The organism is Corallococcus sp. AB018 (assembly GCF_003986945.1).
Taxonomy (GTDB): Bacteria; Myxococcota; Myxococcia; order Myxococcales; family Myxococcaceae; genus Corallococcus; species Corallococcus exiguus.
Window position 1 is genome coordinate 1 of sequence record NZ_RAWR01000251.1, and the last position, 14,690, is coordinate 14,690.

12 protein-coding genes are annotated in these 14,690 nt (G+C 70.5%); 7 read left to right on the forward strand and 5 right to left on the reverse strand.

Translation table 11 applies throughout. The features are described from left to right. Both rlmM and D7Y11_RS36720 read left to right on the forward strand, forming a co-directional pair. The coding region (gene rlmM / locus D7Y11_RS36715; RefSeq protein ID WP_306770483.1) for a 23S rRNA (cytidine(2498)-2'-O)-methyltransferase RlmM at positions 1-1,187 on the forward strand (1,187 nt) is incomplete at its 5' end. Positions 1,188-1,258: 71 nt separating this feature from the next. Continuing rightward, entirely contained in the window at positions 1,259-1,963 is a 705-nt protein-coding gene (locus D7Y11_RS36720; protein ID WP_121756171.1) for a diguanylate cyclase, read from the forward strand. A 36-nt stretch (positions 1,964-1,999) separates the two neighbouring features. Here the strand turns inward: D7Y11_RS36720 and D7Y11_RS36725 are convergent, their stop codons facing one another. From D7Y11_RS36725 to D7Y11_RS36740, 4 genes are all read right to left on the reverse strand, one after another. Continuing rightward, positions 2,000-2,917 carry a M23 family metallopeptidase gene (locus D7Y11_RS36725; protein ID WP_120580267.1) on the reverse strand — a complete coding sequence of 306 codons (918 nt, stop codon included), beginning with the start codon at positions 2,915-2,917 and terminating at the stop codon, positions 2,000-2,002. Between the two features lie 225 nt (positions 2,918-3,142). Further along, positions 3,143-3,943: a Stp1/IreP family PP2C-type Ser/Thr phosphatase gene (locus tag D7Y11_RS36730; RefSeq protein WP_120580271.1), complete on the reverse strand. Its 801-nt coding sequence runs from the start codon at positions 3,941-3,943 to the stop codon at positions 3,143-3,145. Between the two features lie 107 nt (positions 3,944-4,050). Then, a complete protein-coding gene (gene recN, locus D7Y11_RS36735; RefSeq protein ID WP_120580266.1) occupies positions 4,051-5,787 on the reverse strand; it encodes a DNA repair protein RecN in 1,737 nt (578 codons plus the stop codon). Positions 5,788-5,944: 157 nt separating this feature from the next. Continuing rightward, positions 5,945-9,208: a DEAD/DEAH box helicase gene (locus D7Y11_RS36740; RefSeq protein WP_167548174.1), complete on the reverse strand. Its 3,264-nt coding sequence runs from the start codon at positions 9,206-9,208 to the stop codon at positions 5,945-5,947. A gap of 310 nt (positions 9,209-9,518) precedes the next feature. Here D7Y11_RS36740 and D7Y11_RS36745 point away from each other — a divergent pair, with 310 nt between their 5' ends. The 5 genes from D7Y11_RS36745 to D7Y11_RS36765 all read left to right on the forward strand — a co-directional run bounded on the left by D7Y11_RS36745 (position 9,519) and on the right by D7Y11_RS36765 (position 13,769). After that, positions 9,519-10,055, forward strand: coding sequence for an adenine phosphoribosyltransferase (locus D7Y11_RS36745; protein ID WP_120580265.1), 537 nt, complete (start codon positions 9,519-9,521; stop codon positions 10,053-10,055). A 95-nt stretch (positions 10,056-10,150) separates the two neighbouring features. Next, a complete protein-coding gene (locus D7Y11_RS36750; protein WP_126935997.1) occupies positions 10,151-10,771 on the forward strand; it encodes a TetR/AcrR family transcriptional regulator in 621 nt (206 codons plus the stop codon). Beyond that, entirely contained in the window at positions 10,771-11,268 is a 498-nt protein-coding gene (gene coaD, locus D7Y11_RS36755) for a pantetheine-phosphate adenylyltransferase (RefSeq protein ID WP_120563835.1), read from the forward strand. Before D7Y11_RS36750 ends, coaD begins: the two co-directional genes overlap by 1 nt. After that, positions 11,265-12,011 carry an MBL fold metallo-hydrolase gene (locus tag D7Y11_RS36760; RefSeq protein WP_120580263.1) on the forward strand — a complete coding sequence of 249 codons (747 nt, stop codon included), beginning with the start codon at positions 11,265-11,267 and terminating at the stop codon, positions 12,009-12,011. Before coaD ends, D7Y11_RS36760 begins: the two co-directional genes overlap by 4 nt. 165 nt (positions 12,012-12,176) lie before the next feature. Next, on the forward strand, positions 12,177-13,769 hold the full coding sequence (locus tag D7Y11_RS36765; protein ID WP_126935998.1) for a bifunctional UDP-sugar hydrolase/5'-nucleotidase: 1,593 nt from the start codon (positions 12,177-12,179) through the stop codon (positions 13,767-13,769). Positions 13,770-13,772: 3 nt separating this feature from the next. Here D7Y11_RS36765 and D7Y11_RS36770 read toward each other — a convergent pair whose 3' ends face one another. Further along, positions 13,773-14,552, reverse strand: coding sequence for a YdcF family protein (locus D7Y11_RS36770; RefSeq protein WP_126935999.1), 780 nt, complete (start codon positions 14,550-14,552; stop codon positions 13,773-13,775). Positions 14,553-14,690: the final 138 nt, after the last annotated feature.

The window sequence follows — 14,690 nt, forward strand, 5'->3', positions numbered from 1 at the left end:
GTCCAGGTGGCAAGCCGGGCCCCAAGTCCGGCGGCAAGCCAGGCCCCAAGTCCGGCGGCAAGCCCGCCCCCACGCCCCGTGCCGGTGGCCCCGGACGCTCCGCCCCGGCTCCCATCGCCTCACCCGCGCCGCGCATCCCACCTCGGGCGCGCGTGCCGTCCATGCCCGCACAGACGCTGGCGGCCCAGCCGGGCCGGTGGCTGTGGACCTGCCGGGAGGGCTTCGAGTCGCACCTGTTCGAGGAGCTGACCTGGGCTGGAGCAGGTCCCCGCCTCCTGGGGCCGGCCCTGGTGGAGTCCGAGCAGCGGCCTGAAGTCCCCCCCGCCTTTGGCCGGGCGGTGGAGCGGGTCGTCGCCACCTGGGCGCCCCCGGGTGGAGGACAGGTGCCGGTGGAGGAGCTCGTGGCTGCGATGTCCGGGCTGCCCTCGCGCGTGCCCTGGCTCCTGCGGGCCTACACGCCGGACAGCGCGAAGGGCAACACGCAGGCGGGCCGTGCCGAGGCGCTGGAAGCCACGGTCCGCGCGGCGCTCCCCTCGGGGCGCGTGCTGGAGGACGACGGACGGGCGCGCGAGGCGGGGGCCCTGCTGGTGGGCCTGTGCGTCGCGCCGGACGGGGTGCTGACCCTGGGCGCGGTGAGCGCCCGTGAGGCCCTGTCGCTCGCGCCGGGCGGGCGGCGGCGGATGAAGCGTGCGGGCGAGTCCCCTTCCCGCGCGGCGATGAAGCTGGAGGAGGCGCTGGACGGGCTGGCGCACGAGCCCGGGCGCGGCGACGTCTGCGTGGACCTGGGCGCGGCGCCGGGCGGCTGGACGCAGCGGCTGGTGGCGCGAGGGGCGCGGGTGGTGGCGGTGGACCCGGCGAAGCTGATGCCGGAGCTGGCGAAGAACCCGCGCGTCCAGCACGTGCAGGAGAGCGCCTTCGCCTACGCCCCGGAGGAGTCCGCGGACTGGCTCTTCTGCGACATGGCGTGGCGGCCCCTGGAGGTGGCGCAGCTGCTGGCCAAGTGGGGACGGCGCCGCTGGGCGCGCAACCTGGTGGCCAACATCAAGCTGCCCATGAAGGACAAGAACCCGCTGCTCCTGCGGGTGCGCCAGACGCTCGTGGACGACGGGGGCTGGGAGGGCCTCACCGTCCGCCAGCTCTACCATGACCGGGATGAGGTGACGGTCACGGCGCGTCGCATGCGCTGAGGGCGACGGAGCGGGCGCGGGGAGAAGCTTTCCTGCGCCCGGGGCGGGTCCGCGCTACACACGCGGACACGATGCCCTACGCACTCGACGACGCCACCGCCACCGCCCTCGTCGCCCTCCACCCACGGGCCGCGCGCCCGGGGCACGCCCAGGAGGCGCCGCAGGCCGCCGCCCAGGAGCTCATCGCCGCCGAGCAGCGCCGGCGAGGCCAACCGGACGCCACCGGGGCCCTGCACGTGCTTGCGCTCACCCAGGGCACGCTCCTCAAGGAGGAGTTCGACCTGTCCACGCACGCGCACCACGACGGCTGGCGCGTGGGCGCGCTGATGGTGGACGTGAAGGAGATGATCCACTTCAACGCGCGCTTCGGCTTCCCCGCCGGGGACGCCCTGCTCAAGGCCGTCGTGGCGTCGCTGGCCGCGCAGTACCCGGGCGCGCGCATCGTGCGCTTCCAGCCGGACGGCTTCGCGGTGCTGCTCGTGCCCACGTCCCAGCTCACCGTGCGCGAGGACGGCGCGGAGACGACTCGCGCGAAGCTGGCGGAGGACCTGCGCCCCGCGCTGCCTCCGGGAGCCTCCGACACCGACGTGCCGGGCTTCACCGTGGCGCTGCTGGAGCTGACGGTGCACCAGCCGTCACACTGGCAGGTGCTGGGACCGCTCCTGTGGGCAGAGGTGGAGCGGGCCTACATCATGGAGCGAACCGGGCGGACTCACGGCCTGCAGCGGCGGCGCCTGCGCCTGGACGCGTTCCTTCCGGAGCCGGAAGGAACCTGAGGCGCGTCCCCGAGCCACTCGTCTCCTACCCGTCTCCTACTCTTCAAGGATGAACTTGCGCGGGTTCTGCGGCACGCCGTTCACGCGCACCTCGTAGTGCAGGTGCGGGCCGGTGGAACGGCCGGTGTTGCCCACGTTCGCGATGGCAGAGCCGCGCTTCACCCGGTCGCCGGCCTTCACGAGAATCTTGGACAGGTGGCCGTAGCGCGTCTTGATGCCGTAGCCGTGGTCGATGACGAGCACGTTGCCGTACCCGCCCTCCAGACCCGCGAACACCACCGTGCCGTCCGACGGCGCGGAGACTTCCTTGCCGTGCGGCGCCGCGATGTCCAGGCCCGCGTGCGTCACGCGGTCCGCCGTGTACGGGTCCAGGCGCTGACCGAAATCGCTGGTCACCCAGCCGCGCGCCGGCCACACCGACGGCGTGGAGGCGAGCAGCGACTTCTGGTCCTGGAAGTAGGCCTGCAGGTCCTGGAGGCTCAGCTCCTGGCGGGTGGCCTCCGCGGAGAGCCGGTCCAGCCGGCCCAGCAGCACCTTCGGGGTGTCCGTGGTGGTCAGCTGGGTGAACTGCGTGTCCGTCGTGGGCGCCGTGGTGCCGGCCTCAGGCTCCGTGGGGCCCATGGCCAGGTTGCGCTGCGGGTCCGACAGCAACGTCACCGCGCGCAGCTTCTGGTCGAAACGCTCCACGCGGTCCAGCGTCGAACCGATGTGCTCGATGCGCTCACGCACCGACTTCAGCTGGGAACGCAGCGTGAGGTTCTCCTCACGCAGGATGCGGTTCTCCGACGCGTCCGCCGCCACCTGGAGGTAGTGGATGCTCGCACCGGCGCCCAGTCCCGCCACCAGCATCAGGCCCATGCCCACCTGCACCAGCCAGGAGCGCTGGATGGTGTAGCGCTTCACCGGAGCGTCGTGGTCCGGGATGACCATCAGCGTGAAGGACTTTTTGGCCACGGACCACTCCTGGGGAAACTCTTTCGCAACGTGGGACTTCCGGCGCCAGAAGCTAAGTCGCTCCCCGCGCTCGCAACACCTCCCCCACCCGCCGCCCCTCCCGCACCGTCACCCACTGGCGATTCTCAGTAAGTGGAAAGGTTGGGGCAGCTATCATCCGCATTTGAAGAGTGTCAAGGTCAACAGACTCCAGGGCGCGCCCCAATCGCGCCCCGAGTCCGGGCCCTACCCGCCCTGCATGCGCACGACGATGACGCTGATGTTGTCGTCGCCGCCGCGGTCGTTGGCCAGGTCGATGAGGTGCTTGGGCACTTCATCCAGGTTCGCGTGGCGCGCGACGGCGTCGTGGATCTCCCGGTCCTCCAGCATGTTGGCGAGGCCGTCCGAGCAGAGCAGGAACACGTCACCGGGCTCGGACACGAGCCCCATGACATCCACCTGGACCTCCTCCTCGAAGCCAACGGAGCGGGTGATGATGTTCTTGTACCGGGAGTGCTTGGCCTCTTCCGGTGTGATCATCCCCGCTTTGATCTGCTCGTTGACCAGCGAGTGGTCCTCGGAGATCTGCTGAATGAGGTCCCCGCGGATGAGGTACGCGCGACTGTCGCCCACGTGGGCGAAGAAGGCGTGCTCGTCGCGGACCACCAGGGATATGACTGTCGTGCCCATGCCGGACAGGCGCGCGTCATCCTGGGCGGTGAGGTAGATGGCCTGACAGGCCTTCTCCACCGCGCCCCGGAGCGCTTCCGGAATGGGCGAATCCTGGAGGTTGGGAACGCTGACGAAGGGGTTTTCCCGCCCTTCACGCGCGCGCCTCAGCTCTTTGTCGATGGTCTCGACGGCGATGCGCGACGCGGTACCACCACCCGCGTGCCCACCCATGCCGTCCGCCACGACGTAGAGCTGGAGCTCATCGTCAATGAGGAAGCTGTCCTCGTTGTGATTGCGCTTGCGCCCGACGTCCGTCAGGCCAGCGGAGATGACTTTATGGCGGGGGGCCGCGGTCTGCCCTGCGGTGCTGGACACGCGCCGGATGCTATGTGAGCCCATAAGTGGGGGCAAGGACGCGGACGAAAACTCCCGGTGCGTCATGCCCCTCCCCCTGGGTCACCCCTACCTTGTAGGCCCCCATTTCAGGCCGTCCGGCGCAGCCGACCCCGGGGGCTGTTGCCTTCCGGACCCGACTCCCGGCGCGCGCGGGGCGTGGCCCGGTGGGCCGAACGCACCAGCGCTTCCGCCGCGCCCAGCGCCTCGCGAGTCACCTCCACGCCCGACATCATGCGCGCCAGTTCCTGGGTGCGCTCGGCGCCGGCCGAGAGCGAAAGCACCTGGGACACGGTGCGCTCGCCCTTCACGCTCTTGCGGATGAGCAGGTGCGCGTCCGCGTAGGCCGCCACCTGGGGAAGGTGCGTGATGCACAGCACCTGACGGTGGGAGCTGACCTCGCGAATCATCCGGCCCACCACGTCCGCGATGGCGCCGCTGACGCCCGCGTCCGCTTCATCCAGGATGTAGCAGCCGCACGCGTCACTGTCCGCCAGTGCACGTTTGAGCGCGAGCAGCAGCCGGCTCGCCTCACCACCCGAGGCCACCTTGGCCAGGGGCCGCGCCGGCTCACCCGGGTTGGCGCTGAAGAAGAACTCCACTTCATCCATGCCGTCCGGACGCAGCGACTCCCCGGCGGTGACGCGCACCTCGAAGGCGGCCTTGCCCATGGCCAGTCCGCCCAGGCCCTCGCGCACCTGCTGGGAGAAGGCCCCGGCGGAGGCCTTGCGCGCGCGGGACAGCGTCAGCGCCGCCTTGCGCGCCCGCTCCTCCACGCGTTTGCGCTCCTGGTTCAGCTCCTCCAGGATTTCGCGCCGGTTCTCCAGCGTGCCCAGCTCCGTCTCCAGCTCGCCGCGCTTCTTGAGGACGCCGTCCAGCGTCGCGCCGTGCTTGCGGCACAGCCGCTTGAGCGCGTCCAGCCGCTCCTCCACCTCGCCCAGCCGCCCGGGGTCGGACTCCAGCCCCTCCACGTAGCGGTTGAGCAGGCGCGCGGCCTCCTCCAGCTCCGACAGCGCCGTGCTGAGCGACTGAGCCACCGGCGCGAGCGTCGCGTCGCACTTGACGCCCTCGTGCACGAGCCCCAGCGCGCGCCCGACAATCTCCACCGCGGACGGCGCCTCGCCCGACACCAGCAGCTCGGCCTCCGCGCCCTGACGCTTGAGCTTCTGGGCGCTGCCCAGCCGCCGGCGCTCCGCGTCCAGCTTCACGTCCTCGCCGGTTTCCGGGTCCAGGCGCGTGATTTCGTCCAGTTGGAAGCGAAGGAACTCCGCGCGCTCGCGCACCTTGGCGTCGTCTCCGCCCAGCGCGTCCATGCGGCCATCCACTTCGCGCAGGTTCGCCCACTCGCGGCCGTACGCGGCCAGCGCTTCCTCCAGGCGACCGTACTTGTCGAGCAGCACCCGGTGCAGCCCGGAGTCGAAGAGGCTCACGTGCTCATGCTGGCCAGCGATGTCCACCGCGCCCCGAGTGAGCTTCCCCAGCACGCCCAGCGTCACCAGCGCGCCGTTGACGTAGACCTTTCCGCGCCCGGTGCGCCCGAGCACGCGGCGCACGAGCACCTCCTCTCCCAGGTCCGGGAGGCCCAGTTCCTCCAGGCGCGCGGCCAGCACCGGTGTCCGGGCGAATACGCCCTCCACCGCCGCGTCCTCGCAGCCCGCACGGATGACGTCCGCATCCGCCCTGCCCCCGAGCAGAAGGCCCAGCGCGTCCACCAGAATGGACTTGCCGGCACCCGTCTCACCCGTGAGGACGGTGAGGCCCGCGCCAAACGCGACCTCCACCTCCTCAATCACCGCTACGTTCGAAATCCGAAGACCCAGCAGCACTCGCGCCCTCCGCGATCCGTACGACGCCCCAACACCTGAACACCCTAGCAGGTCTTGATGACACTGCACAGGTGTTCGGGTCGGGTGGATGGCGGGAGGGCGAGTGGGAGGGCGTGGCATGTTGGCGCCACAACCCTCTCCCACTCCCCGAGTCGCATCAGATTTCGGTGAACAGCTCCTGGATGTCCTGTTCGGTGAGCGTGCGGCCCATGTCGTCCCCGTCCGTGCCCAGCACGCCGGCGGCGAGTTCGCGCTTGCGGCGCTGGAGGCTGAGAATCTTCTCCTCCACCGTGCCGCGCGTAATGAGCTTGTAGCTGATGACCGCGCGCGTCTGGCCGATGCGGTGCGTACGGTCCGTGGCCTGGTCTTCCACCGCGGGGTTCCACCACGGGTCGAAGTGGATGACGTAGTCCGCGGCGGTGAGGTTCAAGCCGGTGCCGCCCGCCTTGAGGCTGATGAAGAAGAGCGGCGGGCCGTCAGGGCGGTTGTACTCGTCCACCTTGCCCATGCGGTCCTTGGTGCGGCCGTCCAGGTAGAGGTAGCGCAGGCCCTTCTTGTCCGCCTCCTGCTTGAGCAGCTCCAGCATCTCCGTGAACTGGCTGAAAACGAGCGCGCGGTGGCCTTCCGCCACCAGGTCCGCCACCAGTTCCATGAAGCGCTCGAGCTTCGCGCTGGACGGCAAGAGCGTGCCGGGCGGCATCTTGAGCAGACGCGGATCGCAGCAGACCTGACGCAGGCGCATCAGCGCGGCGAGGATGGAGACGCGGCTCCTCTTGAAGCCCACCTTCTCGATGGACTCGTTCACCTTGCGGCGGCTCTCCTCCAGCACCTCGCGGTAGAGCGCGGCCTGGCCGGGCTCCATCTCGCACCACGCGACGCTCTCCGTCTTCGGCGGCAGGTCCTTGGCCACCTCCGTCTTGAGGCGGCGCATGATGAAGGGCTGGATGCGGCGGCGCAGCCGGTCCTTCGCGGTGGCGTCGTTGGCCACCTGGATGGGCTGCTCGTAGCGGTCGCTGAAGCCTTCCGCGCTGCCCAGGAAGCCGGGCATCAGGAAGTCGAAGATGCTCCAGAGCTCCGACAGGCGGTTCTCCAGCGGCGTACCGGTGAGCGCCAGGCGCGTCTCGCTGGGCAGCGACTTGCACGCCTGCGCGGTGGCGCTGTCCGCGTTCTTGATGTTCTGCGCCTCGTCCAGGATGACGTAGCGGAAGCCCACCTGGGACAGCTGCTCCAGGTCGCGGCGCACCAGCGCGTATGACGTGAGCACCAGGTCCATGTCCTTCAGGTCCTCCGCGCGCTCGCGGCGGTCCTGCCCGTGCCACACCATGGCCTTGAGGCCCGGCGTGAAGCGCTCCGCCTCGCGCTCCCAGTTGGCGAGCACGCTCGTGGGCGCGACCACCAGGGACGGCTTGCGGCCCTCGTCGTTGGCCACCTTCTGCATCAGGCTCAGGGACTGGATGGTCTTTCCCAGACCCATGTCGTCCGCGAGGATGCCGGACAGCCCGTGGCGCCGGAGGAACCAGAGCCAGGACAGGCCCGCCTCCTGGTAGTGGCGCAGCGTGGCCTGGAGTCCTTCCGGCACGGCCACCTTCGGCACGCCGGCGGACTCGCGCAGCGCGAGCATGGCCTGACGGGCCTTGGCCTCCACCTCGGTGAACTCGCTCAGGTCCGCGAGCAGGTCCAGGGCGACTGCCTGGTGCAGCGGCAGCCGGGTGCGCGTGCGGCCCGGCATGGCGCCGGCCTCCTCCAGGAGGTCCGCCACGCGCTTGATCTCCGCGACGTCCGCCTCCGCGAAGGAGCCGTCCTTCAGCGGCACGAACTTGCGGCCGGAGTCCAGCCACATGCGCACGGCGCCCAGGTCCACGGCCTGGTCGTCGGTGACGAACTCCGCGTCCAGGTCGAACCACTGCACGCCGCTCATGCCCACGCGGATGCGCGGCTTGAGCTTCGGGCGCAGCCGCACCTTGGGCGCCTGCACGCCGTAGCGCTCCCACTCCTCAGGCAGGCCCGCCAGGCCCCGCGCCCAGAACTCCAGGGCCACGTCGCCCGTCGCGTCGAACGCCTGCGAGGCCTGATCAAAGCGCAGCCCCTGGTCGAGCAGCACCTTGCCCGCGGCGCGCTCCACCTCGTCGCGGCGGCGGTACAGCTTGCGCGAGTCCTCGCCCACGCCGCTGGCGTAGCCCAGGTGCGTGGCCGTGGGGGACACCGCCACCGTCGTCTGGCCGTATCTCGCGGCCAGCTGCACCTTCACGCGCTCGGCGGCGCCTTCCAGTGTGACGACGAAGCGCGGCTCCACCGACTCGTCCACTTCGATGTCGTCCGCCTTCAACGACATGCGGAAGCGCGGCAGGTGCGCGGCGAAGAACGTCAGGACCCGGTCCAGTTGCCCGGACGGGAAGGCCATGGTCGGTTCCAGCAGCCACTTGCGCAGCAAGCGCGGCGGGAAGTCCGGCTCCACGGCGTGGAGGTTCTGCGCCTGGATGACGTACGTGCGCCGGCCCGCGAGCACGATGACGTCCTTGAGCGGGTAGCCCACGCCGTCCGGGAACAGCAGCTCAATCTGCGCGGTGGCACCGTCTGGACGCGACTCCAGATGGATTTGCGGCCGCACGGGCTGCTCCATGTAGACGAGCGGCGTGCCCCGGTAGATGACCCGGCGCTGGCGCAACAGCTCCAGCACCTCGCACAGGTCCTCGTCGGAGAGGACGATGCGCGAGTCGTAGCGGTGCTCATGGCGCGACAGCACCATGAAGATGCGCTCGTCCGGGGGCGCGATGCGGCTGCCCGCCTGGAGCAGACGCTTCACGTGCACGGGGCCCTTGGTCTGCGCGTCCTGACGGCGCACGTCCACGACCCAGTGGCGGTTGTTGGAGCCGCCCGCCCCCGTGCTCGCGGGGGTGAGCCGGTAGAGGAACTCGTAGTCGGGCAGTGAGGACAGGCCCAGCCAGCTCTCCACCTTGGCGAGCGCGGGCAGGCTGACGCCTTCCATCCCCGGCGCTCCGCCTCCGGGAATCTCCTCCTCGTCGTCCGGCCCCATGTCCTCGGGTTCGGGCGGCGGAGGAGGCGCCGCGGCTTTCTGCGGTGGCGGCGGTGGCCGGAAGCGGGCCGCGTAGATGAGTGCCACGGCGACCACGTGCTCGCAATGCGGGCCCGTGGTGTTCCACACCGGGCAGGTGCAGGAGGAAACGACTTTTCCCTCTCCGGGAATCAGGGCCACGTCGTAGCGCTCGCCGGACGGACCCGCGACCTGCGCGCGGATGCGTTCGGGTTCACGCGTGAGGCCGAAGACGCGGCGGCCTTCGGCCACCTCGCGGCCTTTCTTGAACGTGACGGGCTCGACCTCGGCCTTGAGGGCGCGGAGCCAGATTCCGTCCTGGGGGGAGAGAGGGTCTCGGGTGTCAGCGGTGGTTTGCACGGCTTGCAAGGGCCCCAGACTCCTTGGTCGGGGGGAACCGCCTCGCTTAACACAGTGAGGGGATCCCCGCGCGCGGGAAAAAATACGGCGTCCGCCAGCCGATGCGGCCGGGCGGCGCGAAGCTGTGAGATCATCAACGTCCGCCATGCCCCGGTCCCGTCCCAGTCCGCCCATCCTCCGGCCGTTGGCCCTGGGACTCTGCGTCCGGGGGCCCGCCAGGCTGGCTGTCACCCGGGCCGGGTACCCTGGGTCCCAGGTCCACCCCGGGTGTCATCCACCGGGCTGAAACGCCGCCGTCCTCCTTTCGGAGCCCCACCCCATGTCCCTCGACCCCACGCTCGCCTCCGACCTCCAGGCCGTCCTGAGAGATGTGCCGGACTTCCCCAAGCCCGGCATCGTCTTCAAGGACATCACCCCCATGCTGGCGGACCCGCGCCTCTTCGGCCGGGTGGTCACCGCCATGTCCGCCCCCTTCCGGGGCCAGCACATCACCAAGGTGGTGGGCGTGGAGTCGCGCGGCTTCCTGCTGGGTGCCCCCATCGCGCTGGCGCTGGAGGCGGGCTTCGTGCCCGCGCGCAAGCCCGGCAAGCTCCCGCACAAGCGCATCGTGGAGCGCTACTCGCTGGAGTACGGCGCGGACGGTGTGGAGATGCACGAGGACGCCATCCTCAAGGACGAGCGCATCCTCGTGGTGGATGACGTGCTCGCCACCGGCGGCACCGCCGACGCCACGGGCCGGCTCATCGGCCGGCTGGGCGGGCAGATTGTCGGCTACAGCTTCCTCATCACGCTCGACTTCCTCGAGGGTCCGAAGCGGCTGGGGCCGGACAAGGTGACGTCCGTCCTCCGCTTCTAGCCTTCCGCCTGGCGTCACCGGACCCCACGTCCGGTTGACGCCCACGCTGGCCCTGTTTATAAGTTGGTCAAACAACTTAGAAACCAAATCGCGCCATGCCTCGTCCCTCCAATACCGAAGCGCGCCGGGAACAGATCGTCGCTGGACTGCTCAAGGCCATGGCCGAGCGCGGCTACGAGGGCGCGTCCGTGGCGGAGATCGCCCGTGCGGCGGGGCTGAGCGCGGGGCTGGTGCACTACCACTTCGAGGACAAGCAGGAGATCCTCCTGACCCTGGTGCGCTCGTTGGCCGCTCGCGCCCGGCAGCGCTTCGCCACGCGGGCGACGAAGCTCGCCGCGGACGATGCACACGGTCGGGTGGAGGCGTTCGTGGACGCGTTCCTCGCCACCGGGCCGGACGCGGACGTGGCGGCGGTGGCGGGCTGGGTCACCATCAGCGCGGAGGCCATCCGGCAGCCGGAGGTGCGCGTCGCCTACGAAGAGGTGGTGCGCGCGGACCTGGAGCAGTTGGAGGAGCTGGTCGCGGCGGTGGTGGGCAAGCGCCGCGCGCGTCCGCTGGCCGCGGGGCTCTTCGCCGCCATCCAGGGGTACTTCGTGCTGTCCGCGAGCGCGCCCGGACTCGTGCCCCCGGGCTCCGCGGCGGGCACCGTGAAGCGCATGGCCGCGGGGCTGTTGGACGCGGCGACTTCTTCTTCTCCGGACCGTGAGGTGTCGTGATGACCATCGCCATCTACGCAGGCAGCTTCGACCCCGTGACGGCGGGACACCTGTCGGTGGTGCGACAGGCGGCGCGCCTCTTCAGCCATGTCGTCGTGGTGGTCGCGGTCAACCCGAACAAGCACACGCTGCTCACCGCCGAGGAGCGCATGGCGCTCATCCGGGAGGCCGTGGCCCGGCACCCCAACGTCTCCGTCACCTTCACCGAAGGGCTCATCGTGGAGCTGGCGCGGGAGATTGGCGCGAGCGTCCTGTTGCGCGGCGTGCGCGGCGCCACCGATGCGCAGTTCGAGACGGAGCTGGCGCAGATGAACCGCGCGCTCGCGCCGGAGCTGTCCACCCTCTTCCTTCCCGCGGAGGCGCACCTGGCGGAGGTGTCCAGCAGCGCCCTCAAGGAGCGCCTCACGCGCGGCGAGGACGTGTCCGCCTTCTGCCCTCCCGCCGTCGCCGCGAAGCTGCGCGAGCGGCTGTCCCCTTCCCTCCGGAGCCATCCATGAGCCTGTCCTTCATTCCCCTGGGCGTCGGTGATGCCTTCTCCGCGCTCTACTACTCGTCGTGCCTGGCGCTGGAGGCGGAGGACCAGGTGCTGCTGCTCGACTGTCCGCACCCCATCCGCAAGATGATGCGCGAGGCGTCCGAGTCCTCCGGCGTGCACCTGGACGTGGAGCGCGTCAGCGCCGTGGCCCTCACGCACCTGCACGCGGACCACGCCTCCGGCCTGGAGGGCCTGGGGTACTTCTCCTTCTTCGTGCTGCAGCGGAAGATGGAGCTGCTCGCGCACCCGAGCGTCACGCGCCGCCTCTGGGAGGGCCACCTGGCCGCGGGCATGGAGTGCCTCATCGAGCAGCAGGGCGCGGGGCCCAGCCACAAGCACTTCGAGGACTACTTCACGCACACGCCGCTGCACCTGGAGCGCTCGGTGCGCCACGGCCCGTTCGAAATCGAGTGCCGCTTCACCTACCACCACGTGCCCACCACCGCGTTCCGCATCCGCGCCGGGGGCCGGTGCCTGGGCTACAGCGCGGACACCGCGTTCGACGAGGGGCTCATCTCCTGGCTGTCCGAGGCGGACCTGGTCATCCACGAGACGAACTACGGCGTGCACACGCCCTACGAGAAGCTGGCGGCGCTGCCGGAGGCCACTCGCGCGAAGATGCGCCTCATCCACTATCCGGACCTCTTCGACACGAGCGGCAGCGTCATCGAGCCGCTGGTGCAGGGCCGGCGCTACACCGTCTGAGGACGGAGCGCACGGTGGGCTGGATGCCCTTCATCCTCCGGGAAGAAGGGCTTGGGACTTGCGCGTTGCGCCATGTCCGGTCCGCTCGCCTTCACGCTCCGAGTGCGCTACGCCGAGACGGGTTGGCGCTCCCCCTTTGTGCCCCCGCAAGAGAACGACTGTCCGATGATGAAGAAGACCGTGAGCACCTGGGCGGTGCTGCTGCCGCTCGCGCTGGTGCTGGCCGCCCGTTCCGCCGGGGCCGCCGAGCCGACGCCTCCCGCCGACACCGTCCGACTCACGATCCTCCACCTCAACGACGTCTACCAATTCCAGCCCACCGCCCAGAACCGGGGCGGCCTGTCTCGCGTGGCCACGCTCAAGCAGCAGGCGCTGAAGGAGTCGCCGCACGTCCTCACGCTGCTGGCGGGTGACACGATTTCTCCTTCGGTGGAGTCGTCCGCGGAGGTGGCGGGCGAGGCGCTCAAGGGCAAGCAGATGATCGACGCGTGGAACGCGCTCGGTCTGGACTACTCCACGGTGGGCAACCACGAGTTCGACTTCGGGGACGACGTGCTGCGCGCGCGCCTCCAGCAGTCGCGCTTCCCGTGGCTGGGCGCCAACGTGATGAGCGTGAAGTCGGGGCAGGTGTTCGAAGGGCTCAAGGCGTGGGACCTCCGCGACGTGGGCGGTGTGAAGGTGGGCATCTTCGGCGTGGTGCTGCCGGAGACGCAGACCTCGTCCAAGCCGGGCAAGGACACGCGCATCACGCCGTACTGCGAGGCGGCGAAGCGCTCCGTGGAGGAGCTGCGGGCCGCGGGCGCGCAGTTCGTGCTGGGGCTCACGCACCTGGCGGTGGAGCAGGACCGCGAGCTGGCGAAGTGCGTGCGCGTGGACCTCATCATCGGCGGGCATGACCACGACCGCGTGCAGGAGACCGTCGCGGGCACGCCCATCTTCAAGCTGGACGAGGACGCCATCGACCTGGGCCGCGTCACGCTGGACCTGGACGCGAAGACGGGCGCGGTGAAGAAGCTGACGTGGAAGGTGATTCCCATCACCTCGAAGACTCCTGACGACGCGGCGTTCAACGAGAAGATGAAGCCCTACGCGCCGCTGATGGCCACGCTGGCGGAGCGCATTGGCCGCTCGCCGGTGGCGCTGGATGCGCGCAGTGCGCCGAACCGGCTGGGTGAGACGAACCTGGGCTCGTTCCTGGCGGATGCGTTCCGCGAGGCGACGGGCGCGGACGTGGCGCTCGTGAACGGGGGCGCCATCCGCGCGGACCGGGTGCTGCCCGCGGGGAAGATGACCCGGCGCGAGATGTACTCGCTCATGCCCTACCGCAACGAGCTGGTTGTCCTGGAGGTGACGGGGGCGACGCTGCGAGCGGCGCTGGAGAACGGCGTCAGCCTGAGCAGCGTGGACGGCAAGCCGCCCGGTCGCTACCCGCAGGTGTCCGGCCTGCGCTTCACCTACGACCTGCGCAAGGCGCCGGGCTCACGGGTGACGAAGGTGGACGTGAAGGGCAAGCCGTTGGACGACGCGGCGAAGTACCGGCTGGCCACCTTCAGCTTCGTGGCTCAAGGCAACGACGGCTACGCGATGTTCAAGGACCTGCCTGTCCTGCCCGCGAGCCAGGAGCAGCCGACGCCGTGGGATGCGCTCAGCAAGGCATTCAGCACCGGTAGGCCCGCGCCCCGCGCGAAGCCCCAGGGCCGCATCACGGTCATGGGCGTGCCCAAGGGAGGACTGCACGCGCCTCCGTCGATGAAGTAGCGCCTACCGCCAGGGCGCGGTCCAGCCTCGTGCCCGGTAGACCACCCGCCCCGCCAGTTCGCGCAGCATGTCCGTGCTCTGGTTGAGCGCTCCCGAGCGTGGCAGCCAGCTCAGCTTCGCCGGGGGAATCGTCGAGGAGCGGAGGTCCACCGCGAGGGTGTCCGCCTTCAGCCCCACCGCCGCGAAGCAGCCGGCCGCTCGGGGCAGGTGCGCGGCGCTCGTCACCAGGAGCAGCGACTTCCAGCCGTGCGCGCGCACCAGCGGCTCCGACTCCAGCGCGTTCTCGCGGGTGTTGCGGCTGCGCCCTTCCTTCACGATGCGCTCGGGCGAGATGCCCCAGTGCTCCAGCTGCGCGGCCAGCACGTCCGCCTCCACCACCGCCTCCGGCCTGGCGTCCAGGTTGCCGGCGGTAATCAACACCTGCCGTGCCCGGCCGTCGCGCAGCAGCTCGAAGGTGCGCATCATCCGCTCCGGCGCGGCGTTGTACTCCGGCTGCCCCGAGCGCTCCGTGGCCGCCGCGTCCAGCCCTCCGCCCAGCAGGATGACCGCGTCGTAGACGGTGTCCGGCCGGTACGTGCTCACCGCGTCCGCCTCCGTCGCGCGCGTCAGCAGCGCCACCGTCGGCTCGATGGAGAACACGTACAGCACGGCCAACGCCGCGAGCTGGGACGTCAGCGACAGGCGCTTCCACCGGCGCAGCAGCAGCCCCGCCACGCCGAACAACAGCGCCCAGGTGAGCGGCGACAGCAGCAGGTCCAACACCTTCGAAAGGACGAGGAACATCGCGACGCCGCTACCGGCCTGACCGGAACTTGAGGTACTGCCGGGCCTCCGCCGCGCCGGTCCCTCGCGGCCGCAACTGCAGGTAGCGCCGGTAGTGCTCCACGGCCACCCCCGCGCGGGCCGCCCGCGCTCCCACCC

Coding starts and splice junctions, on each gene's coding strand:
- D7Y11_RS36745 (WP_120580265.1), top strand. CDS start 9,519: ATGTCCCTCGACCCCACGCTCGCCTCCGACCTCCAGGCCGTCCTGAGA.
- coaD (WP_120563835.1), top strand. CDS start 10,771: ATGACCATCGCCATCTACGCAGGCAGCTTCGACCCCGTGACGGCGGGA.
- D7Y11_RS36720 (WP_121756171.1), top strand. CDS start 1,259: ATGCCCTACGCACTCGACGACGCCACCGCCACCGCCCTCGTCGCCCTC.
- D7Y11_RS36770 (WP_126935999.1), bottom strand. CDS start 14,552: ATGTTCCTCGTCCTTTCGAAGGTGTTGGACCTGCTGCTGTCGCCGCTC.
- D7Y11_RS36765 (WP_126935998.1), top strand. CDS start 12,177: ATGATGAAGAAGACCGTGAGCACCTGGGCGGTGCTGCTGCCGCTCGCG.
- D7Y11_RS36750 (WP_126935997.1), top strand. CDS start 10,151: ATGCCTCGTCCCTCCAATACCGAAGCGCGCCGGGAACAGATCGTCGCT.
- D7Y11_RS36760 (WP_120580263.1), top strand. CDS start 11,265: ATGAGCCTGTCCTTCATTCCCCTGGGCGTCGGTGATGCCTTCTCCGCG.